23 protein-coding genes and 1 pseudogene are annotated in these 24,603 nt (G+C 69.4%); 10 read left to right on the top strand and 14 right to left on the bottom strand.

Features of this window, described 5'->3' with window-relative positions:
- Nucleotides 1-22: 22 nt before the first annotated feature.
- Both PL79_RS33695 and PL79_RS33700 read right to left on the bottom strand, forming a co-directional pair.
- Entirely contained in the window at nt 23-1,009 is a 987-nt protein-coding gene (locus PL79_RS33695) for an isoaspartyl peptidase/L-asparaginase family protein (protein WP_044842906.1), read from the bottom strand.
- On the bottom strand, nt 1,006-1,956 hold the full coding sequence (locus PL79_RS33700; RefSeq protein ID WP_044842905.1) for a MurR/RpiR family transcriptional regulator: 951 nt from the start codon (nt 1,954-1,956) through the stop codon (nt 1,006-1,008). Before PL79_RS33700 ends, PL79_RS33695 begins: the two co-directional genes overlap by 4 nt.
- A 449-nt stretch (nt 1,957-2,405) precedes the next feature.
- Between PL79_RS33700 and PL79_RS33705 the strand changes: the two genes are divergently transcribed.
- From PL79_RS33705 to PL79_RS33725, 5 genes and pseudogenes are all read left to right on the top strand, one after another.
- A complete protein-coding gene (locus PL79_RS33705) occupies nt 2,406-3,677 on the top strand; it encodes an MFS transporter (protein WP_044843141.1) in 1,272 nt (423 codons plus the stop codon).
- A 27-nt stretch (nt 3,678-3,704) separates the two neighbouring features.
- Entirely contained in the window at nt 3,705-6,125 is a 2,421-nt protein-coding gene (locus PL79_RS33710) for a glycoside hydrolase family 31 protein (protein WP_044842904.1), read from the top strand.
- Nucleotides 6,126-6,244: 119 nt separating this feature from the next.
- The gene (locus tag PL79_RS33715; protein WP_044842903.1) at nt 6,245-7,432 is read left to right on the top strand and encodes a porin; all 1,188 of its coding nucleotides are present in this window, start codon (nt 6,245-6,247) and stop codon (nt 7,430-7,432) included.
- Between the two features lie 327 nt (nt 7,433-7,759).
- A pseudogene (locus tag PL79_RS33720) lies at nt 7,760-7,984 on the top strand (BCCT family transporter); the annotation flags it as partial.
- Nucleotides 7,985-8,025: 41 nt separating this feature from the next.
- Nucleotides 8,026-8,337, top strand: a complete 312-nt coding sequence (locus PL79_RS33725; RefSeq protein WP_044843140.1) for a hypothetical protein — start codon at nt 8,026-8,028, stop codon at nt 8,335-8,337.
- Between the two features lie 93 nt (nt 8,338-8,430).
- On the opposite strand, the gene PL79_RS33730 is transcribed toward PL79_RS33725, so the two are convergent.
- Nucleotides 8,431-9,279 carry a class I SAM-dependent methyltransferase gene (locus tag PL79_RS33730; protein ID WP_044842902.1) on the bottom strand — a complete coding sequence of 283 codons (849 nt, stop codon included), beginning with the start codon at nt 9,277-9,279 and terminating at the stop codon, nt 8,431-8,433.
- A gap of 182 nt (nt 9,280-9,461) precedes the next feature.
- On the opposite strand from PL79_RS33730, the gene PL79_RS33735 reads away from it, so the two are divergent.
- The 3 genes from PL79_RS33735 (at nt 9,462) to PL79_RS33745 (ending at nt 12,937) form a co-directional block, all read left to right on the top strand.
- Complete coding sequence (locus PL79_RS33735; protein WP_044842901.1) at nt 9,462-10,925, top strand: metallophosphoesterase; 1,464 nt, start codon at nt 9,462-9,464, stop codon at nt 10,923-10,925.
- Nucleotides 10,926-11,154: 229 nt separating this feature from the next.
- Nucleotides 11,155-12,564: a cytochrome-c peroxidase gene (locus tag PL79_RS33740; protein WP_442861577.1), complete on the top strand. Its 1,410-nt coding sequence runs from the start codon at nt 11,155-11,157 to the stop codon at nt 12,562-12,564.
- Nucleotides 12,565-12,661: 97 nt separating this feature from the next.
- Nucleotides 12,662-12,937 (top strand): hypothetical protein, encoded by a 276-nt coding sequence (locus tag PL79_RS33745; RefSeq protein ID WP_044842898.1) that lies wholly within the window; start codon nt 12,662-12,664, stop codon nt 12,935-12,937.
- Nucleotides 12,938-13,081: 144 nt separating this feature from the next.
- On the opposite strand, the gene PL79_RS33750 is transcribed toward PL79_RS33745, so the two are convergent.
- A complete protein-coding gene (locus tag PL79_RS33750; RefSeq protein WP_193759905.1) occupies nt 13,082-14,566 on the bottom strand; it encodes an aminotransferase-like domain-containing protein in 1,485 nt (494 codons plus the stop codon).
- 203 nt (nt 14,567-14,769) lie between these two features.
- On the opposite strand from PL79_RS33750, the gene PL79_RS33755 reads away from it, so the two are divergent.
- Nucleotides 14,770-15,120, top strand: coding sequence for a hypothetical protein (locus PL79_RS33755; protein WP_044842896.1), 351 nt, complete (start codon nt 14,770-14,772; stop codon nt 15,118-15,120).
- 296 nt (nt 15,121-15,416) lie between these two features.
- On the opposite strand, the gene PL79_RS33760 is transcribed toward PL79_RS33755, so the two are convergent.
- The 8 genes from PL79_RS33760 to gtdA all read right to left on the bottom strand — a co-directional run bounded on the left by PL79_RS33760 (nt 15,417) and on the right by gtdA (nt 21,911).
- Complete coding sequence (locus tag PL79_RS33760) at nt 15,417-15,839, bottom strand: DUF6691 family protein (protein ID WP_044842895.1); 423 nt, start codon at nt 15,837-15,839, stop codon at nt 15,417-15,419.
- 1 nt (nt 15,840) lies between these two features.
- The gene (locus PL79_RS33765; RefSeq protein WP_044842894.1) at nt 15,841-16,275 is read right to left on the bottom strand and encodes a YeeE/YedE family protein; all 435 of its coding nucleotides are present in this window, start codon (nt 16,273-16,275) and stop codon (nt 15,841-15,843) included.
- Entirely contained in the window at nt 16,265-16,615 is a 351-nt protein-coding gene (locus PL79_RS33770; RefSeq protein WP_044842893.1) for an ArsR/SmtB family transcription factor, read from the bottom strand. Before PL79_RS33770 ends, PL79_RS33765 begins: the two co-directional genes overlap by 11 nt.
- A 131-nt stretch (nt 16,616-16,746) precedes the next feature.
- The gene (locus PL79_RS33775) at nt 16,747-18,108 is read right to left on the bottom strand and encodes an MFS transporter (RefSeq protein ID WP_044842892.1); all 1,362 of its coding nucleotides are present in this window, start codon (nt 18,106-18,108) and stop codon (nt 16,747-16,749) included.
- 76 nt (nt 18,109-18,184) lie between these two features.
- Nucleotides 18,185-19,393: a 3-hydroxybenzoate 6-monooxygenase gene (locus tag PL79_RS33780; protein ID WP_044842891.1), complete on the bottom strand. Its 1,209-nt coding sequence runs from the start codon at nt 19,391-19,393 to the stop codon at nt 18,185-18,187.
- 19 nt (nt 19,394-19,412) lie between these two features.
- Nucleotides 19,413-20,054, bottom strand: a complete 642-nt coding sequence (gene maiA / locus PL79_RS33785) for a maleylacetoacetate isomerase (protein ID WP_044842890.1) — start codon at nt 20,052-20,054, stop codon at nt 19,413-19,415.
- A 32-nt stretch (nt 20,055-20,086) separates the two neighbouring features.
- The gene (locus tag PL79_RS33790) at nt 20,087-20,785 is read right to left on the bottom strand and encodes a fumarylacetoacetate hydrolase family protein (RefSeq protein WP_044842889.1); all 699 of its coding nucleotides are present in this window, start codon (nt 20,783-20,785) and stop codon (nt 20,087-20,089) included.
- Nucleotides 20,786-20,864: 79 nt separating this feature from the next.
- Nucleotides 20,865-21,911 (bottom strand): gentisate 1,2-dioxygenase, encoded by a 1,047-nt coding sequence (gtdA, locus tag PL79_RS33795; protein ID WP_044842888.1) that lies wholly within the window; start codon nt 21,909-21,911, stop codon nt 20,865-20,867.
- Between the two features lie 164 nt (nt 21,912-22,075).
- On the opposite strand from gtdA, the gene PL79_RS33800 reads away from it, so the two are divergent.
- Nucleotides 22,076-23,020: a LysR family transcriptional regulator gene (locus PL79_RS33800; protein ID WP_044842887.1), complete on the top strand. Its 945-nt coding sequence runs from the start codon at nt 22,076-22,078 to the stop codon at nt 23,018-23,020.
- Nucleotides 23,021-23,065: 45 nt separating this feature from the next.
- Here the strand turns inward: PL79_RS33800 and PL79_RS33805 are convergent, their stop codons facing one another.
- Together PL79_RS33805 and PL79_RS33810 are read right to left on the bottom strand one after the other, a co-directional pair.
- Nucleotides 23,066-24,355 (bottom strand): NAD(P)/FAD-dependent oxidoreductase, encoded by a 1,290-nt coding sequence (locus tag PL79_RS33805; protein ID WP_044842886.1) that lies wholly within the window; start codon nt 24,353-24,355, stop codon nt 23,066-23,068.
- Nucleotides 24,352-24,585 (bottom strand): 2Fe-2S iron-sulfur cluster-binding protein, encoded by a 234-nt coding sequence (locus PL79_RS33810; protein ID WP_011658575.1) that lies wholly within the window; start codon nt 24,583-24,585, stop codon nt 24,352-24,354. Before PL79_RS33810 ends, PL79_RS33805 begins: the two co-directional genes overlap by 4 nt.
- Nucleotides 24,586-24,603: the final 18 nt, after the last annotated feature.

Raw genomic sequence — 24,603 nt, forward strand, 5'->3', positions numbered from 1 at the left:
GGTCTCCTCGTACGATCCGGAATCAGGCCGCGTCGTCGCGATAGATGCCGACCACGGGCGTCTCGCCGACGCGCGCGTAGCCGCGATACATCCCTTCCGTGTTGAACGGCATCGCGACGTTGCCGTGCGCGTCGACCGCGACGATCCCGCCGCGCCCGGCCAGGCGCGGCAGCTTGTTCATCACGACGTCGTGCGCGGCGTCGGCAAGCGACGCGCCGCGATAGGCCATCTGCGCGGCCACGTCGTGCGCGGTCGCGAGCCGGATGAACATCTCGCCGGTGCCCGTCGCGGAGACCGCGCAGGTCGCGTCGTCCGCGTAGCAGCCGGCACCGATGATCGGCGAATCGCCGACGCGTCCGGGCTGCTTGTTGGTGATGCCGCCGGTCGACGTCGCCGCCGCGATATGGCCGCGCAGGTCGCACGCGACCGCGCCGACCGTGCCGTGCTTGCGGTCGGGATCGAGCGGCTCGGCCGGCTGCCCGGCGCCGAACGCGAAGGTCGCCGCGTCGTGGTCGAGCATCATGCCGGCCGCCTCGCGCGCCTTGAGCCACTGCGCACGACGCGCTTCCGTGTCGAAGTAGCCGGGCTCGGCGAGTTCGAGGCCCTGTGCGGCCGCGAACGCATCGGCGCCCGCGCCCGCGAACAGCACGTGCTCGCTCGCCTCCATCACGCGCCGCGCGGCGAGGACCGGATTGCGCACGCGCGTCGCGCAGCAGATCGCGCCGGCCGCGAGCGTCGTGCCGTCCATTACCGCCGCGTCGAGCTCGTGCTTGCCTTCGGCCGTATAGACGGCGCCGCGCCCGGCGTTGAACAACGGACAGTCCTCGAGCATCCGCACCGCGACGGTGACGGCGTCGAGCGCGCTGCCGCCGTCGGCGAGCACCTTCTGCGCGGCCTGCAGGATCGCGGCGAGTTCGGCGCGGTAACGGCGTTCGGTGTCGGTGTCCATCGCCTCGCGCAGGATCGTGCCTGCACCGCCATGAATCGCGACGATCGCGGATGAAGTCATGATTTTTTCGGACCGGAAGAAGAAGGGTTGGCGGCCGGCAGCGCCGCTTGCGGCTGGACCAGCCACGGCAACAGGAATTCGGTCATTTCGGCGGCGGACTTCGCGGAGCGGTGCGTGCGCAGCGCGACCGCGTCGATCAGCGCCTCGATCATCGTCAGCACGGCCGCTTCCGACGTGGCCGCGAAACGCCGCTCGGCCTTCACGTACAGGTTCAGCGACGCGATCGGTGCCAGCGGCGAACCGGGCCCGTCGGAGATGCCGAGCACGCGCGCGCCGCGCGCCGCCGCGCGGCGGGCCAGCTCGATCGTGTCCTTCACGTAGCGCGGAAACGCGAGCGCGATCACGAGATCGCGCGAGTCGGCCGTGTACAGGCGCCGCGCCGCATGCGACGGGCCGCCGAGCAGCGCGAGCGACTGCACGTTGTCGTGACACACCGACAGGCCATGTTCCATCAGCCCGGTCAGAAACGCGCTCGAACCGGCGCCGAGGATCAGCACGCGCCGCGCGCCGACGATCGCCTCGACGGCCGCTTCGACGTCGGCCGCATCCAGCTGCGCGCGCGTGTTCTCGATGTTCGTGACGGCCTGGTCGAACACCGCGTCGATCCACGCGGCGCCGCGCACGCCCTGCTCCTGCTCTTGCTCCTGCGCGGAACGCAGCCGTTCGACCGGGCCGAGCGTCGCCTCGAAGCCGCGCACGAGCGCCGCGCGCATCGCCGGATAACCGTCGAAGCCGAGCGCCTTCGCGAAGCGGTTCGCAGTCGCGATCGATGCATTAACCGCCTGCGCCAGCTCGTCGATCCGCATCGTCGCCGCGCGGAACGGATTCGCGAGCACGAACTCGCCCATCCGGCGGTGGATCGGCGTCATCCGCGGCATGGCCGAGGCGATGCGCTCCGCGATCGCGGATTCCTCGTGACTGACATCGTGCGGTACGAGCGGCGTCATGCGAATGGTTTTGCAAGGTGGATGAAAATCAATTTACACAATCCGCCGGCAGGAAAAAAATAAATTTTCATCAGGGTTGTCACGCCCATTGCCGGGCCCGGCTGATGCAGTCGGCCCGTCGACGGCCGCTCGGCCCCGGCAAGCGGGCGTTCGGCGCTCGGTCGTCACGCAACGCGCCGGATACCCCATCTGCACGCCTCTCGGGAATACCCCAAGCATGTTCGTTCGAATGCAGATTCACGTTGACCTGATTCGAATTCGAACATAGGATGCTCGAAAATGATCAGTCGTCTGATAACATCGACTTTCGACAGCATCGAAATGTTCGATTGAATGTGGTCATTTCGAGGAAAGCCGGGCGAATCGGCGCTCACCAAGATCGGACATCGTACAAATAAGACTGAACGAGACGCCCTAGCCGGGCGACTTGCATGGATCAGGAGACAGCAGTGAAAACAGTCAAGGCGTTGCGCTGGTGGATCATCGTGCTGGTATGCCTCGGCACGATCCTCAACTACCTCGCTCGAAACTCCCTCGCGGTGCTCGCACCGGAACTGAAGCAGGTGTTCGCGATCTCGACGCAGCAGTACTCGTATATCGTCGGCGCGTTCCAGATCGGCTACACGATCATGCAGCCGGTGTGCGGGTTCATCGTCGACCTGATCGGGCTGCGGCTCGGGTTCGCGCTGTTCGCGATGCTGTGGTCGGTGGTCGGCGTCGCGCACGGCTTCGCGTCGGGCTGGCTGTCGCTCGGCATCCTGCGCGGCTTGCTCGGGCTGTTCGAGGCCGCCGCGATTCCGTCGGGGATGAAGGCCGTCGCCGAATGGTTTCCCGATCGCGAGAAATCCGTCGCGGTCGGCTACTTCAACGCCGGCACGTCGCTCGGCGCCGCGATCGCGCCGCCGCTCGTCGTGTTCCTGTCGATGCGGTTCGGCTGGCAATCCGCGTTCATGGTCACCGGCGCCCTCGGCTTCCTGTGGGCCGCGCTCTGGTACACGCAGTACCGCTCGCCGGCCACTCATCCGCGCCTCACGTCGCAGGAGCGCACGCTGATCCGCGACGGCCAGGCCACGATGCCGGCCGTGTCGAAGCGCCGGATTCGCGACGTCGTCACCGCGCGCCGCTTCTGGGCGATCGCGCTGCCGCGCTTCTTCGCGGAACCCGCATGGCAGACCTTCAGCTTCTGGATTCCGCTGTACCTCGCCACCGAGCGCCACATGGCGCTCACGCTGATCGCCGTGTTCGCGTGGATGCCGTTTCTCGCGGCCGACCTCGGCGGCATCGCGGGCGGCTACCTGTCGCCCTACCTCGCGAACCGGTTCAAACTGCCGCTCGTGTGGTCCCGCGTCGCCGGCGTCGCGCTCGGTTCGGTGCTGATGCTCGGGCCGGCGATGATCGGGCTCGTGTCGTCGCCATACACGGCCATTGCCCTGTTCTGCGTCGGCGGCTTCGCGCACCAGATGATCTCCGCACTCGTCAACACGCTGTCGGCCGACGTGTTCGATCCCGAGGAAGTCGGCACCGCCAGCGGCTTCGCGGGCATGGCCGCGTGGATCGGCGGGCTCGGCTTCTCGCTGCTGGTCGGCGCGCTCGCCGACAAGATCGGCTACGCGCCGCTGTTCGCGTGCCTCGGCCTGTTCGACATCATCGGCGTCACGCTGCTCGCGGTGCTGATCCGCGGGCAGTCGAAGCAGGAACGCCTGCTCGCGCAACACGCCTGACCTCCGTTTTCACCAGGAATCGCCTTCATGACTTCGCTTCTTCATCCGCCCGTGTTCCGCGTCGCCGCCCGCCAGGCGAACCGTGTGCTGCTCGCGTCCGACGCGGGCGCGACCCTCGAGGTCTTCGTGCTCGAGGACGACATCGTGCGCGTGCGCGTGCTGCCCGACGCGACGCCGCGCAACCCGCGCACGTGGACGATCGCACCGGGCCTCGACGACGTGCCGCTCGAGGGCCGCGACCGTCTCGACCTCGGCGGGTTCGCGCTGCCCGTCTACGACTTCGGCGAGGACGACGGCGGCGTGCGCATCGAAACCGCGCAGGTCCGTCTCACGGTAAGTCGGCAAGGCGGCCATTGCACGTGGTCGATGCGTGGTGCCGACGGCGCGTGGCGCGTCGTGCTCGCCGACCGCGCGACGCAGGCGTACAACTTCGGCTGGTGGGACGACCGCGCCTATCACTACGTCGCCCGTGAGCGCGGCGACAAGGTGTTCGGCCTCGGCGAACGCGCGGGCGACCTCGACCGTACCGGCGCGCGCTTCGAGATGCGCAACATCGACGCGATGGGCTACAGCGCGAAGCACACGGATCCGCTCTACAAGCACATCCCGTTCTACGTCACCTGGTCGCCCGACGCGTGCCAGGGCTTCGGGCTGTTCTACGACACGCTGTCGGATTGCGCGTTCGACATGGGCCGCGAGCTCGACAACTACCACGGGCTGTACCGCTACTTCGTCGCCGAGCACGGCGATCTCGACTACTACTTCATCGCATCGCCCGACACGCCGCTCACGGCCGCACGACGCTTCACGTGGCTCACCGGGCGCCCGGCGCGCACGCCGAAATGGGGGCTCGGCTATTCGGGCTCGACGATGAGCTACACCGACGCGCCGGACGCGCAGCGCCAGATGAACCAGTTCGTCGAGCAGTGTGAATCGCACGACATCCTGTGCGATTCGTTCCACCTGTCGTCGGGCTATACGTCGATCGGCGCGAAGCGCTACGTGTTCAACTGGAACCGCGAGAAGTTTCCCGACGCGAAGGGTTTCGTGAAGCACTACCGCGACCACGGCATCCGCCTGTGCGCGAACATCAAGCCGTGCCTGCTGCGCGACCATCCCGCGTTCGACGACGCTGCACGGCGCGGGCTGCTGATCCGCTCGGCGTCCGGCGAGCCGGCGTGGGTGCAGTTCTGGGACGAGGTCGGCGCATATATCGACTTCACGCAACCGGACGCTTGCCGCTGGTGGCGCGAGCAGGTCACGTCGGCGCTGCTCGACTACGGGATCGAGTCGACCTGGAACGACAACAACGAATACGAGATCTGGTCGCCCGACGCGATCGCGCACGGCTTCGGCCAGCCATTTCCCGCGCGCGAGGCGAAAGTGCTGCAGACGATGCTGATGATGCGTGCGTCGCGCGACGCGCAGCGCGCGCATGCGCCGGCGCAACGGCCGTTCCTCGTGTCACGCTCCGGCGGCGCCGGCATGCAGCGTTATGTGCAGACCTGGTCCGGCGACAACTACACGTCATGGGAAACGCTGCGCTACAACCTGAAGATGGGCCTCGGGCTCGCGCTGTCGGGCGTGTCGAACATCGGTCACGACATCGGCGGCTTCTCCGGTCCCGCACCGTCGCCCGAGCTGCTGCTGCGCTGGGTCCAGTTCGGCATCTTCATGCCGCGCTTCAGCATCCATTCGTGGAATGACGACGGCACCGTCAACGAACCGTGGATGTATCCGGAGATCACCGCGCGGATCGCGTCGCTGATCAAGCAGCGCTACCGGCTGCTGCCTTATCTCTATCACCTGCTGTGGCTGTCGACCACGCGCTACGAGCCCGTGCTGCGGCCGACCTTCGGCGACTTCCCCCGCGACCCGCGCTGCTACGACGAATGCGACGACATGATGCTCGGCGACGCGCTGCTCGTCGCGCCGGTGGTCGACCCGGGCCGCACGGAACGCACGGTCTACCTGCCGTCGGGCGCGCGCTGGCTGTGCTGCGCGAGCGCGCGATCGTTCGACGGCGGCGCGAGCGTGACGCTGCCCGCGCCGCTCGACACGCCGGTGATGCTGTTGCGCGAAGGCCGCGTGCTGCCGCTGAACGTCGCCGAGCAACGCTTCGGCGCGCGCGCGGACACGCGCGGCTTCCTCGTCGCGCCACGCATCGAGGACGGTGTCGCATACGGCGAATGCGTCGAGGACGACGGCGAAACGGAAGCGTGGCGCGACGGCGAATACGGGCTGTGGCGCATCGAGACCGGCCGCCAGGCGTCGGGCGAACTCGGCGTGTCGGTCCGCTGGGACGGCCGCATGCATCGCCCCGCCGAGCGCCTCGAGATCCTGCTGCCGGCGTCGCTGCAAGGCGCGCTTGCGGTGCGCGGCGCGCGCGTCGAGCACGATGCGCGGGACGGCGCGTGGCGTCGCCTCGTCGTGGCGCTCGACGACTGACCGCGCACGCTCGGGCAAGCGCCGAGCCATGTTCGGGCGGACCGCGCACGCGGCCCGCCCCGCCATCCAAGAGGAGGCCGTCCAGCCTCCCGCCCCCTGAAGAGACCTGGAGATCGACAATGAAGGCACCGCATCATCATTATGCAATCCTGATTTTATCCGCCGCGTCGCTCGGCGCTTCCGCCGCCCATGCGCAGAGCAGCGTGACGCTGTACGGCGTGGTCGACGATTCGCTCGCGTACGTGAACAACCAGCAAGGCCACTCGAACGTGTACATGCGCGACGGCAACCTGTATGCGTCGAAGTTCGGGCTGCGCGGCGACGAGGATCTCGGCGGCGGCACGCACGCGATCTTCGATCTGCAATCCGGCTTCAACCTGAACACCGGCGCGCAAGCCGCCGCCGGCACGATCTTCAACCGCCAGGCCTTCGTCGGGCTGCGCAACGACCATTACGGCACGGTGACGGCCGGCCGCCAGTACACGCCGTACTTCCTGCTGGTCGGCCCCTACGCGTCGAGCAGCTGGCTGACCGGTGCGACCGGCGCGCATCCGGGCGACATCGACGGCCTCGACACGACCATCCGCGTGAACAACTCGGTCACCTATACGTCGCCGACCTTGTCCGGGCTGACCGCGAGCGCGATGTACGCGTTCGGCGGCATCGCCGGCGCGACCGGCAAGGGCAATACGTTCAGCGCCGCGCTGCGCTATGCGAACGGGCCGGTCGGAATCGCGGCCGGCTACCTGCGCATCAACAGCTCGGGTTCGTCGGCGGGGTTCCTGAATCCGGCGACCGCGGCGTCGGGCAGCTTCGCCGTGTCCGTGCTGAACCAGGGCTACCTGACCGCGAAGGCCGTCGAGCAGGTCGCGACGGCGGGCAACTACACGCTCGGCAACCTGACGATGGGCCTCAACTACTCGAACGTGAAGTACCTGCCCGGCAACGGCTCCGCGTTCGCGAATACGGCCGTGTTCAACACCTACGGCGCGCTCGCCGCGTACCGCTTCACGCCGACCTTCTCGGTGGCCGGCGCGTTCGCGTACACGCTCGCGTCGAAGGCGAACGGCGTGTCGAACGCGGCCCGCTACCAGCAGTATTCGCTGAAGGAGTCGTACAGCCTGTCGAAGCGCACGACGCTCTATGCGCTGCAGGCGTACACGCATTCGAGCGGGCGCACGCTCGGCGCGCAAGGTGCCGGCCATATCGTCGACGCGGCGCCGATCGTCGGCGACTCGCAGCAGCTCACGCCGTCGACGACGCACGGCCAGTTCGTCGGCATGGCCGGGATCGCCGTGACGTTCTGAAATCGCGGCAGCGCATCGCCTGCCGGCGCCCCGGACGGTCCGCATCATCCGGGGCGCCGGATTCCGCGCCTCGTCTGCGCTCGGTCTGCGCTCCGTCGCACGCGCCGCGCAGTGCGAGGGTTTTCGCGATCGGCCCGATACCCTACAATTCGTCAGGTTAACCCCTGCTGCTTGCCCCTCTTGCAGTCCCGACACCGCGCTACACTCGACGCACGCCGTATCAGGGTCCGACGTGCGACGCGCGCGCCGGGCGGCGTCGCGCCTCGTTGCGCCCACAACTGGATGCCAGCCATGCCAGGTTCCCGTCCCTCGACCCGCACGGCGTTCGAGCCGCAGGCCATCGCCCCCAGCACGCACGCCACCGCGCGCGAGGCCATGCTGATGCCCTTCTTCCACTGGGGCTTCCATGCGTGGGCGATCTACGGGCTTACGGGGCTCGTGCTCGCGTACTTCGGTTTCCGCGACAACCTGCCGCTGACGCTGCGGTCCGGGCTGTATCCGATGCTGCGGGAGCGCGTGAACGGCCGGATCGGCCAAGCCGTCGACGCGTTCATCACATCGTGCGGACGCGTAGCCTCCGACGGAGTCGCACGATGAGCGGCCTGCTGCACGATCGCACCGGCGACTTCATCGCGCTCGCGACGCTCGCGGTGCTTTACCTCGGCGGCGTCGGCCTCGCGCTGTGGCGAATCCGCACCGCCGCGCCGCGCGGCAAGGTCTACTGGATCGTTTGCATCGCGTTGCTGGCCGGCGGTGCGATCGCGATCACCGCCAACCTGTCGCCCGTGCCGAACAGCGGCGAGATGCCGCCCGGTTTCGCGCTCGGCGTCGAGGCGGTGCTGCTCGGGCTCGCGCTCGTCGCGGCGGGCTGCGCGTGGCTGATGTTGCGTGCGAGGCGCGGCTGATATCTGCCGTTTGCGCGGCGGCGCGGCCTTGCCTCGTCATGCGCAAACGGCAGCGTGCATGCCGAACGTCGGTCGTCCTCGCAGCCTGACGCGTCATGCAGACGGCGCCCGCGCCGTGACGAGCCAGCACGCCGCGTCGAACCGCACATCAGCGCCCTGCACGTAAGGCTCGAACGCAGCGCGCACCGTTTCGACCACGCGCCGCCGCGTCGCGTCGTCCGCGTGCTGAAGCGCGAGCCCGACCGGGCCCAGCCGCGCGATGTAGTCGTTCAACGCCGCCTCGGGCAACGCGCACGTCTGGTCGATCGGCTCGATCGCGATGTCGGCCCAGCCGCTGTCCGACAGCACCGACGCGATCCGCTGCCGGTCGCCGAACGCGAATTGCCCCGGCGCCCCCGGCTGCCGCGCCGGCAGGTCCGGCAGCAACGTTGCCGCGACACGTTCGGCCGTCGTCATGAACGGATTGTCGGCGGCGCCGCGCCATGCAACGAATCGCAGTTGCGCGTTCGCGCGCGCCGCTTGCCGCAGGTTCGCGAAGGCGCGCACCGGATCGTCGAAGAACATCACGCCGAAGCGCGACACGATCAGGTCGAACCGAGCCGGCGCGAATGCATGCGTCTGCGCATCGGCATGCGCGAAGCCGGCGCCCAGGCCGGCGCGTTCGGCACGCGCCCGTGCGGCGGCAATCATCCGCGCCGAAATATCGACGCCGGTACAGTGCGCGTGCGTGCCAAGCCGCCGTGCGATCGCGAGCGTCACCGCGCCGGTGCCGCAGCCGACGTCGAGCACGCTGCGCGCGGATGCCGCGTCCGCCGCGTCCGCGAGCAGCGTCTCGAACGGCTCGAACATCCGGTCGAGCGAGCGCTGCGCGTCGACCCATGCCAGCCCCGACGCACCATTCCACAGCGCAGACTGCGCTTCGTTTGCCCGGCTGTCTTTCATCGTCGATTCTCCTTTTTCGTCCGTATCGTTGACCGTGATCCGGACTATGCTGCTTCAAGCCGGCTTGAGGTCAAGGCCGCGACCGCTGCACGACTCGCGCGCCGGCCGGCCGTCGGACTCCGCCCTTCACATTTCTTACACTCGCGCTGCGTATCGTTGACGACTTTCCTACGGTGCCTCTCATGCGACGACTCCCCCCGCGCGCACTGCTCGCGCGCTGCGCTCCGCTTGTTGCCCTCGCGGCGCTGTCCGCGTGTTCGAATCACATCGATACGCCCGCCGATCCGGCCAGTGCCGCGATCAACCTCCAGGCCGAGTGGGTCGAGATCGGCGACGCGAACCAGGCGATCGCACGCGTGATCACGAGCTACAGCCCCGCATCCGCGAGCGATCCGCTGTGCCCGCAACTGTCCGTCGACGGCAAGCTGTCGCGCATGACGCTGCGCGCCGGCGCCGCGACCGTCGCGCAGCGTCCGACGGCGAGCGCCGCGGCCGACTCGAAACCGTCGAGCTTCCCGGTGTCGGTCTGCGAAGCGGCGCTGCCGGCCGATGCGCAAACCGCGAGCGTCGCGGGCCGCGCACTGCCGCTGCCGAAAGCGCAGCCGCAGCGCATCGCGATCATCGCCGACACCGGTTGCCGGATGAAGAAGGCCGACAACGCATGGCAGGCGTGCAACGACGCGACGGTCTGGCCGTTCGACACGATCGCGGCGAGCGTCGCGAAGCTGTCGCCGGACCTCGTGCTGCACGTCGGCGACTATCACTACCGCGAAAACGCGTGCCCGCCCGACATCGCCGGCTGCAAGGACAGCCCGTGGGGCTATGGCTGGGATGCGTGGCAGGCCGACCTGTTCCGCCCGGCCGCGCCGCTGTTCGCGAAAGCGCCGTGGGTCGTCGTGCGCGGCAACCACGAGGAATGCGCACGGGCCGGCCAGGGCTGGTACCGCTTCCTCGATCCGCGCCCGTATTCGGCGGCCCGTTCGTGCGACGATCCGGCCAACGACGACGACGCGAACTACTCGGATCCCTATGCGGTATCGCTCGGCGGCGGCACGCAGGTGATCGTGTTCGACACCGCGAAGGTCGGCCGCAATCCGCTGAAGACGACCGACGCGCAATTCCGCATCTACCAGAAGCAGTTCCAGACGGTCGCGTCGCTCGCGTCGAAGGCCGGCATGTCGACGACGATCTTCACGAACCATCATCCGATCCTCGCGTTCGCGCCGATCGCCGGCAGCACGCCTGCGCCGGGCAACCTCGCGCTGCAGTCGGTGATGGCGAGCCTGAACGCGCAGGCGTACTACCCGCCCGGCATCCACGTCGCGCTGCACGGGCACGTGCACGACTTCCAGGCGATCAACTTCTCGTCCGGGCATCCGGCGACGATCGTGTCCGGCAACGGCGGCGACAACCTCGACGTCGCGCTGCCCGACCCGTTCCCCGCCGGCCTGACGCCGGCGCCGGGCGCCGTGATCGAACGGCTGTCGCACAACAACAGCTTCGGGTTCCTGATCATGGAGCGACGCGCGGCGCCGGCGACGGGCTGGGTGTTCCATGCGTATTCGGCGGCGGGCAAGCTGCTCGCGTCGTGCGACCAGTCGGGCAACACGCTCGCATGCGACAAGACGGGGTTCATCGCGCCGTGAGTGATGAAGTTCGATTGCATGGCGGTTTGATGGATTCGGCGTGTTCGGCGGATTCGGTGGATTCTGCGTATTCGGCGTGTTCGGCGTGTTCGGCGTATTCGGCGTATTCGGCGTATTCGGCGTATTCGGCGTATTCGGCGTATTCGGCGTGTTCGGCGTGTTCGGCGTGTTCGGCGTGTTCGGCGTGTTCGCGTGTTCGGCGATGCGGCCGGCTGCCGGGGACGAACGGCTGGATCGCGAAGGCAGCCGATTCCTTCGGTCGCCCTCCGCCGGGCGTTCGGCGCCCGCCGCGGTTCCGGCCGCCGGCGGACGGGCGGTACGCGCCCTTGCCGCGCGTGCTCGCCGGAGCGGCGCTCGCGGCCACGGCGCACCTGCCGAAACGACCCTGCTCCCCGGCGCGCCGCCTGCGCGCGTCGTCGGCACGATCGGCACCGGTACGCCGCAGGTGACCGACAAGGTCGACGCGGCCACCGCCCGTTTCGCGCCCGACCCGACGCTCGTTGCGCTGGGCCGCCGGATCTTCTTCGATCCGCGGCTGTCCGAGCCGCGCGGCATGTCGTGCGCGGGCTGCCACGATCCGGGGCGCGCGTTCGCGCCGACCTTGTCGGCCGCTTCGCTCGCGGGGCCGGGCGTGCCGGAAGGCAGCCGCCACGGGCGCTTCAGCCAGCGCAACGCGCCATCGCTGCTCTACGTGCGCTACGTGCCGCGCCGCCACTTCTACCAGGACGACGACGCGCCCGCGCCGTCGCCGTTCGGCGGCCTGTTCAGCGACGGCCGCGCGGACACGCTCGCCGAACAGATCCGCGGGCCGTTGTTCGACCCGAACGAGATGAACAACCGGTCGCCGGCCGCGCTGCTGCGCAAGGTCGACGGCACCGAACTGTCGGGCGATCTCGCCGCGCGCTTCGGCACGTCGGTGCGGCGCGATCCCGAGCAACTGGTGCGTGCGCTCGGCTCGGCCGTCGAGGCCTATCTGCAGAGCGACGAGATGGCGCCGTTCACGTCGCGCTTCGATGCATTCCTGCGCACGCGCAAGCCGCTCGCGCCGGCCGAGATGCGCGGCCTGGCGCTGTTCCGCAATCCCGACAAGGGCAATTGCATGAGCTGCCATACGCTGTCGGAAACGTCGAGCCGGCCGGAGCGCTCGCTCTTCACCGATTTCGGCTACGACGCGATCGCGGTGCCGCGCAACCACGCGCTGCCCGCGAACCGCGATCCGCGCCATTTCGACAACGGTCTGTGCGATACGGCTGCGCGGCTGCGCTGGCCCGAGCCGACGCAATGGTGCGGCTACCTGCGCACGCCGGGACTGCGCAACGTCGCGGTCAAGCAGACGTTCATGCACAACGGCGTGTTCACGACGCTGCGCGACGCGGTCGCGTTCTACAACACGCGCTCGACCGACCCTGGCCGCTGGTATCACGGCGCCCGGACGTTCGACGACGTGCCGGCCGCCTATCGCGGCAACATCAACGTCAATTCGACGCCGATGAACCGCCGGCCCGGCACGCCGCCCGCGCTGACCGACGCGGAAATCGACGACATCGTCGCGTTCCTCGGCACGCTGACCGACGCACGCTACGCGAATCCCGTCCCGGCCGCCCCCCGCATCGCCCGCGCCGCCGCGCCGGCGCGTTGACCCTGGCCGAACGGCCAGGCGCATGCGCATCCGCTTGCGGTCGCCGAAAACACTGGTTATATTTACAGCACTGTATTTATGAACAGTGAGGTGCGCGATGGAACATCTGGTCCGTATCGTCAACGACACCGATCGCCAAGTGCTGGCATGGCTGCGTGCGCAGGTGGGCGACGCCCGCGTCGAGCGTGCGGCGCGCCAGCTCGGGCATACGCGAAAGCCCTTTCCGTCGGCGGTATGCCGGTATCTGGGCATGAGCGCGCCGGCCACGCTGCGCCCGGCGGAGCGGCCGCGTGCCGCACGCGACTTCTCGGTCGGAGATCGCTATCTGTCGCTGATCCGTCAGCACCTCGCCGCGCATGCGGTCAGCCGATGAAATCGCCGAAATCGTATCGTCGGCGCGTCGCCGCGCGGCGGCCGGCCGCGGAGAATGCGGCGAGCCGGATCGGCCGGCCCGTGCTCTCGTCACGACCGCCGAGCCCGGTAGCCAACGCGCCAGCCCGGCCGACACGCGCCCTGCTCACGCAGCGGCCGCCGCGTCGCGTATCAACTGGCCGAGCGTTTCGATTGCCGCTTCATGTGCCGTGTCGAACACCCGCGTGCAGGCAAGCCGGATATACGCGTCAAAGCGGTCGGAATTCGAGAAGATCGCGCCTGGCGCGATCCTTACCCCGCGTGCGAGCGCGGCATCGAACAAGGCTTCGGAACGCACGCCGTCGGGCAGCGCGATCCACAGCAGCATGCCGCCGGGCGGCCGGTTCATCCGCGTGCCGGCGGGAAAATGGCGCGCGATCGCATCGATCGTCACATCGCGCTGCACGCGAAGCTGTTCGCGAAACCGGTGCAGGTGGCGGTCGAACGCACCCGAGCCGACGAATTCGGCCGCGACGGCCTGCAGCAACGCGGCGTTGTGCCGGCTTTGCGCGAACTTGAGCATCTTCACGCGCGCGTGCCAGCGGCCCGCGCTCATCCAGCCGAGCCGCATTCCGGGCGCCAGCACCTTGTTGAGCGACGGGCAATAGATCACCGTGCCGTCGCGATCCCATGCCTTCACGGGTTTCACCGCGTGCGGCGCTTCCACGAGTTCGCGATACGGCTCGTCCTCGATCACGGCCACGCCGTGACGCGAGCACAGCGCGACCAGCGCGGCCTTGCGTTCGTCGGGCATCACGCTGCCGAGCGGGTTCTGCAGATTCGGCACGACGACCACGGCCCGAATATCCGGGTACGCGGACAGCGCCACGTCGAGCGCTTCGATCGACAACCCGGTCGTGGGGCTGGCCGGAATCTCGAGCGCGCGCAGGCCGAGGCTTTCGAGCAGCTGGATCAAGCCGAAAAAGGCCGGCGATTCGATCGCGATCGTGTCGCCGGGGCGCGCCACCGCGCGCAACGCGAGATTCACGGCATCGACGCCGCCGCTCGTCGACATCACGTCGTCCGGCGACACGGTCACGCCGTACGACAGCGCGCGTTTGGCCATCGTTTGCCGGAATTCGGCCGAACCGCCAACCGGCCCCGCGTCGGTCAGCAGCGTCGGCTTGCGCCGTAGCAGCCGGATCGCCAGCGCCTGCAGGCGCTCGGCCGGGTACAGCGTCGCCAGCGCGGATGCGCCACCGAGATTCAGCGCGTCGGGCGTCGCATTCGCGCGATCGATCACGCGCGACACGCGTTCGTGCAGCCCCGCGAACGGCGGCTCGACGCTCAGCGGCTGCCCGTCGCTTTCCGGCAGCGTGTCGAGCGCGGCCGCCGCGCGCCGGCGCACGAAGTAGCCCGAGCGCGGCCTGGCTTCGCACCAGCCCGTGTCCTCGAGCCGCCGGAAGGCCTGGGTCGCGGTCGACAGGCTCACGCCGTGCTGCGCCATGAACGCACGCACGGACGGCATCCGGTCGCCGGGCGACAGCGTGCCGGCCGCGATGATGCGGCGGTAATGCTCGGCGAGCCGTTCGTAAAGCGGCTCGCCGGCCATCGGCAAAGTCATGCGGGAGGGATCGGTGATGGGCGTCATGCGGGCCATCCTGCCCGCGCGCCCGGGCGCACGCCAGATACAGATTCCGGGGAAACCCACCGATACAGCAACATGAAATCGCCGTCTGCACCGTAACAGATCCCCGTCCCCTGAATCTGTCCTGCCCGCACGCGTTTCCTTAACCTGATTGCACGCCGTCGCCCTGCCATCGCCGGGCCGCGCAACCGGGAAAAGGACACGCCATGCGGACGCACGACATCCGGCTCGACGCCGGGCAAAGCCACTTTGCGTGGTTCGACAAGGGCAGCCGCGTCATCGTGCTCGACGGCGCGCTCGCGGTCACGTTACGTCACGGCGGGCTCGACTGGCTGCCCGATGCGCCGCAATACGTTCGCCGCGTGCTCGACGAAGGCGAATGCCTGACAATCGAGACGGCCGGTCACGTGGCATTGTCCGCCAGCGGCGCCGGGCCGGTTGCCGCGACCGTCGCGGCGCCCGTGGCCAGGCCCGGCGTGTTCGCGGTGTGGCGTGCGTGGCTGCAGCGGGCGTCCGCGCGGCTGCTCGGCGAGCGGCATGTGCGCGAGCAGTCCTGACGCGGCGGCTACATGCCGTCGCCGGTGTCGCCACGCGATCACCGTGTCGCTCCACCCGGCGACGAATTCGAGCCCGGCCGCGCGACGGCTACACACCGTCGCCGTTGTCGCCGCACGATCACCGTGTCGCCACCCGGCGACGAATTCGAGCCCGACCGCGCGACGCCTACACGCCGTCGCCGTTGTCGCCGCACGATCACCGTGTCGCTCCCCGGCGACGAATTCCAGCCCTGCCGGCGCCCTCGCCGGGCCGATTCGGCCACGCCGACAACCTCGGCCGCAGCAGCCGCGCGTTGCTACCGCACCTTCCGCGCGCGCTCGATCCATTCGAACAATGCCATCCCGGCCAGCATCGCGCCGACGAACGCGATGCCCTTCACCGACCCGAGCCCGATCGACACGATCGCCGGCCCCGGGCAGAACCCGGCAAGCCCCCAGCCGATGCCGAACACGGCGCTGCCGGCGACGAGGCGCACGGTAATCGTCCGCACGGCCGGCCACTGGATCGGCAGGCCGAGCAACGACCGCGTCCGGTGCTTCGCCCATGCGAACGCGAACACGGCGACGCCGATCGCGCCGGCCATCACGAATGCGAGCGACGGATCCCAGCGGCCGGCCAGGTCGAGAAAGCCGAGTACCTTCTGCGGGTTGGCCATCCCCGACACGATGAGGCCGACGCCGAACACCAGCCCCGCGAGAAACGCGAATCCTGCCTGCATGTCAGCCCCCGAGCACGTGCCGTTGCACGAATACGGTCGCGAAGCCCGCGACCATGAAGACCGCCGTCGCGACGATCGAGCGCGTCGCGCCGCGCGACAGCCCGCAGACGCCGTGACCGCTCGTGCATCCGCCCGCATAGCGCGTGCCGATCCCGACCAGCAGGCCGGCCGCCAGCAACTCGCCCCAGCCTGCATCGACCTGCGGCGTCACGGCGGCACCGGCGACACGCATCAGCAGCGGCGCGGCGATCAGCCCGGCGACGAACGCGGCACGCCAGCCGCGCTCCGCCGCACCGGCCGTAAACAGGCTGCCGACGATACCGCTGATTCCGGCGATCCGCCCGTTGAACGCCATGAGCCACGCGGCCGCAAGCCCGATCAGCACGCCACCGGCAAGCGACAGCCACGGCGTGAAATGAAGCGCATCAAGCTGCATCGCGCGTCCCCTTCGCTGCCGGGCCGCAGAACTGTTCGTACAGCACGCCCATCACCGCGATCGCAGCCGGGCTGTCGAGCGAGTAGTGGATGTTCTTGCCTTCGCGGCGCGTGCGGACGAGCGCGTTGTCCCGCAACACGCCGAGCTGCTGCGACAGAGTCGGCTGGCGAATATCCAGCCGCGCCTCGAGATCGCTCACGCAGCGTTCGCCCTGCGACAGTTCGCACAGCAGCAGCAGCCGGTCGGGATTGGACAGCACCTTGAGCAGCGCGCACGCCGATTCGGCGGCGGCGCGCATCTGATCGGGCTCGGGCAGCCCGGTGGAAGGGTCGGCGTTCATGAGGGCGATCGCATTCGATTAACGAATCGATATTATATATATTTATATATCGTTGATTCGTACTTTCGGTCGGCGCCATCAGAAATCAGAAAAAAGGAAAGCGCCGTCTGCGACGCCCACCCCTGCCTCCGCTACGCCTGCTCGCCGGCAAGCGCATCGGCTGCCGCCGCGCGCTTCTCGCCGGCCCGTACCGCGCCCAGCACCAGCACCGCGATCCCGGCGATCACGCATGGCACCGCGACGAATGCGAAGGCGATCGGCAACGGCAGCCCCGTCGCGAGCATCGCCCCGCCCGCCATCGAACCGACGACCGACCCGCCGCGGCCGATCCCGTTCGCCCAGCTCACGCCCGTGGTCCGGCACTCGGTCGGGTAGAACGCGGCCGACAGCGCGTTCGCGCCGACCTGCGAGCCCGACACGCAGAAGCCCGCGGCGAACACGACCAGCGCGGCGCCCGCCGGCGACGCGGCCAGCACGCCGATCGCCGCGACGAACACGCCGGCCGCCGCATAGCTGCATGCCAACACGCGATGCGGATCGAAGCGGTCCATCAGCCCGCCGAGCACGATCGCGCCGAGCGTGCCGCCGACCTGGAACATCGCGGTCACGCGCGCGGCCGTCTGCAACGTCGCGCCGGTCGTGCGCAACAGCGTCGGCAGCCAGCTCGACAACAGGTAGATGACGAGCAGGCTCATGAAGAACGTGAGCCACAGCAGCAGCGTGCCGCGCAGCAGGTCGGCGCCGAACAGGCGGCCGAGCGGCGAAGCGGCCGGCTTGCCGCGCGGTGCGATGAACGACGCGTGCGCGAGATGCGGGTCCGGTGCGATGCGTGCGAGCATCGCCGCGACCCGTTCGCGCGCCGCGCCGGTGTTGACGAGGTAGCGCACCGATTCGGGCAAGCGCCATGCGAGCACCGGCAGAAGCAGCAGCGGCGCGGCACCGCCGACGACGAGCACCGCGCGCCAGCCGTCGCGTTCGATCAGCGACGCGGCCGCGAGTCCGCCGAGCGCGGAGCCGATCGTGAAGCCGCAGAACATCGTCGTCACGAGCAGCGAGCGCCGCCGCGCGGGGCAATACTCGGACGTCAGCGTGATCGCGTTCGGCATCGCGCCGCCGAGCCCGAGGCCCGTCACGAAGCGCCACGCGATCAGTTCGGTCAGACCGCCCGCGCTCGCCGACGCCGCACTCGCGATGCCGAAACACGCGACACAGGCGAGCAGCAGGCGCTTGCGGCCGAACCGGTCGCCGAACGGCCCGAACACGAGCGCGCCGGCCATCAGCCCGGCGAGCCCCGCGCCGAACACCGGCGCGAGCTGCGCGGGCGACAGGCCCCATTCCGCGCGAATGACGGGGGCGATGAACCCGATCGATGCCGTGTCGAAACCGTCGATCGCGACGATCAGGAAGCACAGCACGACGATCGCGGCCTGAAACGGCGCAACGCGATGCCGGTCGATCCATTCGCTGACGTCGATGGACAGCGTATCGGCCATGATGATGTCTCCTCCATGAAGGCGGTCGCGCGCGATGTCGTTGAAATGCGCGCCGCCGGATGCAAACCGAAATGCGTCAGGCAACGGATTTCAGGCAATCCTGCGCGCGCCAGCCGTGCAGCCAGTCGAGCGAATCGTAGAACTGCGCCTGCGTGCGTCCGACCCACAGCGCGTTGCGCACCTGCCGCTCGACGCCCTTCGCGTGATAGATCCGCCCCATCTCGCGCGCCGAATACAGCACGCGCGCGGTGCGCGGAATCCGCACGCGCTCGTACAGCGCAAACGCGGCCTCGAAGTCGCCGTCGGTCTGCGCGACGGCCGCGCCGAGCGTCACCGCATCCTCGAGCGCCTGGCACGCGCCCTGCGCGAGGTATTGCGTCATCGGATGGGCAGCGTCGCCGAGCACCGTCGCGCGGCCCGCACTCCAGCGCTCGACCGGGTCGCGGTCGGCGGTCGCCCAGCGCTTCCACGACGTCGGCCGGTCGAGCATCTGCTTCGGCAGCGGATGGATGCCGTCGAAGTACGACAGCACTTCCTCCTTGCTGCCGTCGCGCACGCCCCAGGTTTCCTGCTCGCGGCTGTGGAACGTGACGACGAGGTTGTACTGCCGGCCGCCGCGCAGCGGATAGTGGACGAGATGGCAATGCGGGCCGGCCCAGACGACCGGTGCATTGATCTGCAGATCCTTCGGCATGTTGTCGACGTCGACGACCGCGCGATACACGACGTGCCCCGTCACGCGATGCGCGTCGCCGATCAGCGCGTGACGGATCGCGGACTTCACGCCGTCGCAGCCGATCACCGCATCGGCGCGATAACGCTCGCCGTGCTGGTCGATCACGGTCACGCCGTGGTCATCCTGCTCGAACCCGCACACCTGCGTGCTGGTCCGGAACTCGATCAGCGGATGATCCTTGACCGCCTCGTAGATCGACAGGTGGATGTCCGCGCGATGGATCACCGCATACGGGTTACCGAAGCGCTCGCGATACGCGGCGCCCGTATCGATGCACGCGACTTCCCGCGCATCGACCGCATCCATGAGTTGCAGCCGGTCGGTAAACACCGCCCGGCCGCGCGCGGCCTCGCCGACGCCCAGCGCGTCGAGCGCGTTGAACGCGTTTGCGGCGAGCTGGATGCCCGCGCCGATCTCGCCGATTTGCGCGGCCTGCTCGAGCAGCTTCACGCGAATGCCCTGGCGCGCGAGCGCCAGCGCCGCCGCGAGCCCGCCGATGCCGCCGCCGATCACGAGTACGCGTCGGCCTGTGTTGTGTGTCTCGCCCATGTCTGTCTCCTGCTTCGTGTTACGCGATGTAGTCCGGTTGCCGCTGCGGCTGCGCTGCGTCGAATGCCGGCTCGCGCCGCGCGTGTTCGTGAATCGCGAGGCTGCGCGGATACGCGCTCAGGTCGCAATCCATCCGCAGCGCGTTCGCGACCTGCGGCACGAGGCATACGTCGGCAAGCGTCGGCGCCTCGCCGAAACACCACGGGCCCGTGTCCGCGCGCGCGAGCAGACGCTCGACGCCGGCCATCCCTTCCGCGACCCAGTGCCGGTACCACGCACTCTTCTGCTGCGGCGTGACCTGCAGTTCGCTGTCGAGGTAGCGCAGCACCCGCAGGTTGTTGACCGGGTGGATGTCGCATGCGATCAGCGTCGCGAGTTCCAGCACGCGTGCGCGCTGCCGCGGTTCGAGCGGAATCAGCCGCGGCGCCGGATGAATCCGGTCGAGGTAGTCGATGATCGCGAGCGACTGGCCGAGACGGAAATCGCCGTCGACGAGCGCCGGCACCGACGCCGACGGATTCACCTGCGCGACGTAGCCGGCCTCGCGGTGCTCGCCCGTGCGGATGTTCACGGGCAGCGTGTCGTACGGCAGTCCTTTCAGCGCGAGCGCGATGCGCACCCGATAGGACGTCGAACTGTTGAAGAAGCTATGCAGTTGCACGATGTGACCTTTCGAGGAAAGCGAGGCGCGCGTCAGACCACGCGCACGGCCAGTTCGCCGAGCCGCTCGACGCCGACCTGCATCACGTCGCCCTTGACCACCGCGCCGACGCCTTCCGGCGTGCCGGTGAAGATCACGTCGCCCGGTTCGAGGCGGAAGAATTTCGACAGGTCGGCGACCGTTTCCGCGACCGACCAGATCAGGTGCGACACGTCGCTCTTCTGCTTCGTCGCGCCGTTGACGGTCAGCCACAGGCCGGCCTGCTCGACATGACCGACTTCGCTCGCCGGATGCACGGGGCCGACAGGCGCGGAACGGTCGAACGCCTTGCCGATTTCCCACGGCCGGCCCATCTCGCGCATCTTCATCTGCAGGTCGCGGCGCGTCATGTCGAGGCCGACCGCATAACCCCACACGTGCTCGAGCGCACGCTCGAGCGGAATGTCGGCGCCGCCCTTGCCGATCACCGCGACGAGTTCGGCTTCGTAGTGATAGTTCTGCGTCTGCGACGGATACGCGAGATCGAGCGTTTCGCCGTAGGCGACCGGCACGATCGAATCGGCCGGCTTGCAGAAGAAGAACGGTGGTTCGCGATCGGGATCGAAGCCCATTTCGCGCGCATGCGCCGCGTAGTTGCGGCCGACGCAGTACACGCGGCGCACCGCGAAGCGGGCGTCGCTGCCGGCGACGGGAAGCGCGACCGGCGCTTCGGGCGGGAAAACGTAAGTCATGAACGGCTCCAGCGTAGGCATGAAGGAAGGAACGCGCGCCGCGTCGGCGACGCACGCAACGCAGCGGGGAAAACCGGCGTCAGTCGCGCGCTTCGCGCAGCAGGTTCAGCGCGGACAGCACCGGCCGGTCGGAATAGCTGAACAGCACGCTGTCGGACGACGCCGACAGCCGCACCGGCGCCCACGACGGCGCGACGAAGATGTCGTGCGGCTCGAACGCGAACGCGTCGCCGCCGATGTGCGCGGTGCCGCTGCCTTCGACGACGCAGTAGATCGTCGCGTCGGTGCTGCGATACGTGCGGCCGTCGAAGCCGGCCGGCAGGAACTGCATGAAGGTCGCGATCGTCGGCATCGGCCAGCCGCCCGTCGCGGGGTTCACGTAGCGCAGCTTCACGCCGTCCCACGCGTCGAGTTCGCCGTTGCGGTACAGCGCGTCGAGCGCGTCGCGGGTGCGCGCATACGGATAGCTGAACACCGGCGACGTCGGATCGCTCGCGCGATGCCGCACCGGCGCCATGTTGTGGCCGAAGCGCGCGAAGCTGTCGCCTTCCGCGCGGCTCACCGGCTGCTCGGCCGTCGGATGGTTTTCGGCGAAACCCGCGTCGAGGTTCGCGACGAGCGGAATGTCGAGCCCGTCGAGCCACACGACCGGCTCGCCGCCGTCTTCCACCGCCGGGTTGCCGTGGTCGTGCCACGCCCACGACGGCGTGATGATGAAGTCGCCCGGATGCATCGTCGTGCGCTCGCCGTTCACCGCGGTCCATGCGCCCTTGCCTTCGACGATGAAGCGCAGCGCCGACTGCGTATGGCGGTGGCTCGGCGCGATCTCGCCGGGCAGGATCAGCTGCAGGCCTGCGTACAGGGTCGGCGTCATGCTCGACTTGCCGGGCAGGCCCGGGTTCTCCAGCACCAGCACGCGGCGCACGGCTTCTTCCGCGCTGATCACGCTGCCGGCCTGCATCACCAGGTCGCGCACCCGCGCGTACTTCCAGATCGCGGCCTGCGCGGCCGGCTGCGGCGTCTTCGGCACGAGGTTGTGCAGCGATTCCCACAACGGCGCGAGACGCTGCTCGGCGATCCGGGCGTAGTAATCGGCGCGCGACGTATCCGGGTGTCGGCTGGTCATGATGTCTCCTTGGGGCGGCCGATCGCGGTCGGCGCTGTGTCGGGTCGGGGACCGCGTGCCGCAGTCCGTTAGCGCATTTATATTCGACGCAGACATACCCGGTAAAATGGTGAAATCATCTAATCCATATTGATTCGGATATACCTTCCGATACGGAGCGTGCGATGGACTGGACCCACCGGCTGCGCTTGCGGCACCTGCAGGTCCTGCTGAGCCTGGCCAGCACGGGCAACCTGAGCCAGTCGGCGGCTGCGCTCGCGACCACCCAGCCGGCGCTGTCGAAATGGCTGAAGGAACTCGAGGAGGATGTCGGCCTGCCGCTGTTCGAGCGGCATGCGCGCGGCTTGCGGCCGACGGCCTACGGCGACGCGCTGATCGAGCATGCGCGCCGCGTGGAGGCGCAGCTCGACGTCGCGCGCGACGACATGGCCGCGCTGCGCGAAGGCGGCAGCGGCCTGGTCACGATCGGCACGTCGGGCGTCGCGGCCGCCGATACGGTGCCGCTCGCGGTATCGCAGTTGCTGAAGCGGATGCCGCGCGCGCAGGTGCGGCTCGCGGAGAGCACGATGAACCAGCTGATGCCGCAGCTCGCGCGCGGTGAGCTGGACATCGTCGTCGGCCGTTCAGGGTCTGCGTCCGTCGATCCGCACCTGCACGCCGAAGCGCTGTATGTCGATCCGGTGGTGTTCGTCGCGCGGCCCGATCACCCGCTCGTCGGCGCGGCATCCGTCGGCTGGGACGAGGTGCTGGCCTGCTCGTGGATCGTCTGGCCGCCCGGCACCCCCGTGCACAACGCGCTGCAGGTCGCGCTGACGGCCGCCGGGCGCGTGCAACCGCCGCATTGCGTCGAATCGAATTCGTCGATCCTGAACCTCACGCTGCTGAACAACACCGACCTGCTCGGCGTCGCATCGCATCGTGCCGCGCGGCGCTTCGAGCAATTGAACGCGATCCGCATCCTGCCGATGCGGCTCGAGGGCCAGGGCGCGGTGTCGATCTACTGGCATCCGGACAGCGCGAAGCGCGCGGCCGTGGCCGCCGCGATCGAGTGCCTGCGTGCCTGTGCGGCGCCGCAGGTGGGCGGATGGGAGAAAGTGAAGGCGGAGTGAGCGACGCAGCGACCCGGAGCGAACCGGGCGCTGCGCCGTGGCGCATCAGGCGCCGTCGCAGGACGCGATGTCGTTCAGCATCAGCGTGCCGACCCGCGCGGGCACGAGCGGCGTGCGCGGCACCGGCGGTGTCCAGCCGAACAGCGCCTGCGCGGCCGCGCCGCACACGCGGCCCTGGCATGCGCCCATCCCGCAGCGCGTCTGCAGCTTCGCGGCCGTCCAGCCCTGCGCAGGCGCGGCCGCGTCTGCGACCGCGTCGAAGCGCACGTCCTCGCAACGGCACAGCAGCGTGTCGGGGCGCGCGAGCTTGCGAATCGGCTCGCGTATCGCGAAGCGCTCGCGCACCGCATCCGCGAACGCCTGCCAGTGCGCGCGCCGCGCAATCCGCTCGGCCAGCGGCGCCGTCTGCCCGGTGGCCGCGTAGCCGGCGATTTCGCCTTCGACCATCGCCAGTTCGCTGCCGCCGACACCCGTGCACTCGCCCGCCGCGAAACAGCCGTCGCGGCTCGTGCGCTGATGCGCGTCGACCACCACCGCGCCGTTTTCTATCCGGCAGCCGAGGTGGCTCGGCAGCACGGTGTTCGGCACGAGGCCGAAGCCGCACGCGAGCCTGTCGCAGTCGACCTCGAACTCGCGCTCGCCCTGCCGGATCCGCACGCGTTCGAGCCGCTTGTCGCCGAACGCCTCGACGACGTGGGCATTGGGCCGGTAGGCTGCCGTGACGAGCTTCGCCGCCTGCATGAGTTTCGACGGCCAGCGCCAAAGCCCCGCGCCGAAACCGGCCACGTCGCTCCACGCCGCCTGTTCGAGCACATGCGACACCTGCGCGCCGGCCTGACGGGCCGTCGCCGCGCTCGCGAGCAGCAGCGGGCCGCTGCCGGCGATCACCGTGCGCTGCCCGCGCACGTCGAGGCCGTACTTGATCAGGGCCTGCAGGCCGCCCGCGCCGGTCACGCCCGGCAGCGTCCAGCCCGGGAACGGCAGCAGCAGCTCGCGCGCACCGCAACACACGATCAGCGTGTGGAATTCGAGCAGGAAGCCGCGCTCGTCGTCCTCGAGCAGCAGCGTGCCCGGCTGCGTTTCGGCCACGATGCGCGTGGCCGCGAGATGCGTGACGTTCGGCTGACGCAGCACGGCCAGGCGTTCCGCCGCGGCCGGCACGGGCGTCGCGGCCGCCGCCTGGCGCCAGATCTGCCCGCCCGCGCGCGGATTGTCGTCGACGATCGCGACCGTCGCGCCGCTTCGTGCGGCGGCCCGCGCCGCCGACAGCCCGGCCGGGCCCGCGCCGACGATCGCGACGTCGACGCTCAGTCGTTCCTGTTTCGCCGTGCTCATCGCGTGCGCTCCACCCGCATCCCGTCGCGGCACAGCGTCTGGCAAGCCAGGCGGCGGCGGCCGTCGATCGTCATCCTGCACTCCTGGCAGATGCCCATACCGCAAAACGGCGCGCGCGCCGCACCCGTGCACGACACGCGCGTCGTGTCGTCGCCGCTCGCCGCGACGGCGGCCGCGACGGTCGCACCGTCGGCCACCGTCAGCGCGCGGCCGTCCAGATGAATGATCATGTGAGCCTCCGGCGGGCC

It is taken from the genome of Burkholderia sp. USMB20, from assembly GCF_000949135.2.
Taxonomy (GTDB): Bacteria; Pseudomonadota; Gammaproteobacteria; order Burkholderiales; family Burkholderiaceae; genus Burkholderia.

Excerpts from the sequence above, each read along its gene's own strand:
- PL79_RS33695 (WP_044842906.1), bottom strand. The coding sequence starts at position 1,009 with ATGACTTCATCCGCGATCGTCGCGATTCATGGCGGTGCAGGCACGATC.
- PL79_RS33700 (WP_044842905.1), bottom strand. The coding sequence starts at position 1,956 with ATGACGCCGCTCGTACCGCACGATGTCAGTCACGAGGAATCCGCGATC.
- PL79_RS33710 (WP_044842904.1), top strand. The coding sequence starts at position 3,705 with ATGACTTCGCTTCTTCATCCGCCCGTGTTCCGCGTCGCCGCCCGCCAG.
- PL79_RS33715 (WP_044842903.1), top strand. The coding sequence starts at position 6,245 with ATGAAGGCACCGCATCATCATTATGCAATCCTGATTTTATCCGCCGCG.
- PL79_RS33725 (WP_044843140.1), top strand. The coding sequence starts at position 8,026 with ATGAGCGGCCTGCTGCACGATCGCACCGGCGACTTCATCGCGCTCGCG.
- PL79_RS33730 (WP_044842902.1), bottom strand. The coding sequence starts at position 9,279 with ATGAAAGACAGCCGGGCAAACGAAGCGCAGTCTGCGCTGTGGAATGGT.
- PL79_RS33735 (WP_044842901.1), top strand. The coding sequence starts at position 9,462 with ATGCGACGACTCCCCCCGCGCGCACTGCTCGCGCGCTGCGCTCCGCTT.
- PL79_RS33745 (WP_044842898.1), top strand. The coding sequence starts at position 12,662 with ATGGAACATCTGGTCCGTATCGTCAACGACACCGATCGCCAAGTGCTG.
- PL79_RS33750 (WP_193759905.1), bottom strand. The coding sequence starts at position 14,566 with ATGACGCCCATCACCGATCCCTCCCGCATGACTTTGCCGATGGCCGGC.
- PL79_RS33755 (WP_044842896.1), top strand. The coding sequence starts at position 14,770 with ATGCGGACGCACGACATCCGGCTCGACGCCGGGCAAAGCCACTTTGCG.
- PL79_RS33760 (WP_044842895.1), bottom strand. The coding sequence starts at position 15,839 with ATGCAGGCAGGATTCGCGTTTCTCGCGGGGCTGGTGTTCGGCGTCGGC.
- PL79_RS33765 (WP_044842894.1), bottom strand. The coding sequence starts at position 16,275 with ATGCAGCTTGATGCGCTTCATTTCACGCCGTGGCTGTCGCTTGCCGGT.
- PL79_RS33770 (WP_044842893.1), bottom strand. The coding sequence starts at position 16,615 with ATGAACGCCGACCCTTCCACCGGGCTGCCCGAGCCCGATCAGATGCGC.
- PL79_RS33775 (WP_044842892.1), bottom strand. The coding sequence starts at position 18,108 with ATGGCCGATACGCTGTCCATCGACGTCAGCGAATGGATCGACCGGCAT.
- PL79_RS33780 (WP_044842891.1), bottom strand. The coding sequence starts at position 19,393 with ATGGGCGAGACACACAACACAGGCCGACGCGTACTCGTGATCGGCGGC.
- PL79_RS33790 (WP_044842889.1), bottom strand. The coding sequence starts at position 20,785 with ATGACTTACGTTTTCCCGCCCGAAGCGCCGGTCGCGCTTCCCGTCGCC.
- gtdA (WP_044842888.1), bottom strand. The coding sequence starts at position 21,911 with ATGACCAGCCGACACCCGGATACGTCGCGCGCCGATTACTACGCCCGG.
- PL79_RS33800 (WP_044842887.1), top strand. The coding sequence starts at position 22,076 with ATGGACTGGACCCACCGGCTGCGCTTGCGGCACCTGCAGGTCCTGCTG.
- PL79_RS33805 (WP_044842886.1), bottom strand. The coding sequence starts at position 24,355 with ATGAGCACGGCGAAACAGGAACGACTGAGCGTCGACGTCGCGATCGTC.
- PL79_RS33810 (WP_011658575.1), bottom strand. The coding sequence starts at position 24,585 with ATGATCATTCATCTGGACGGCCGCGCGCTGACGGTGGCCGACGGTGCG.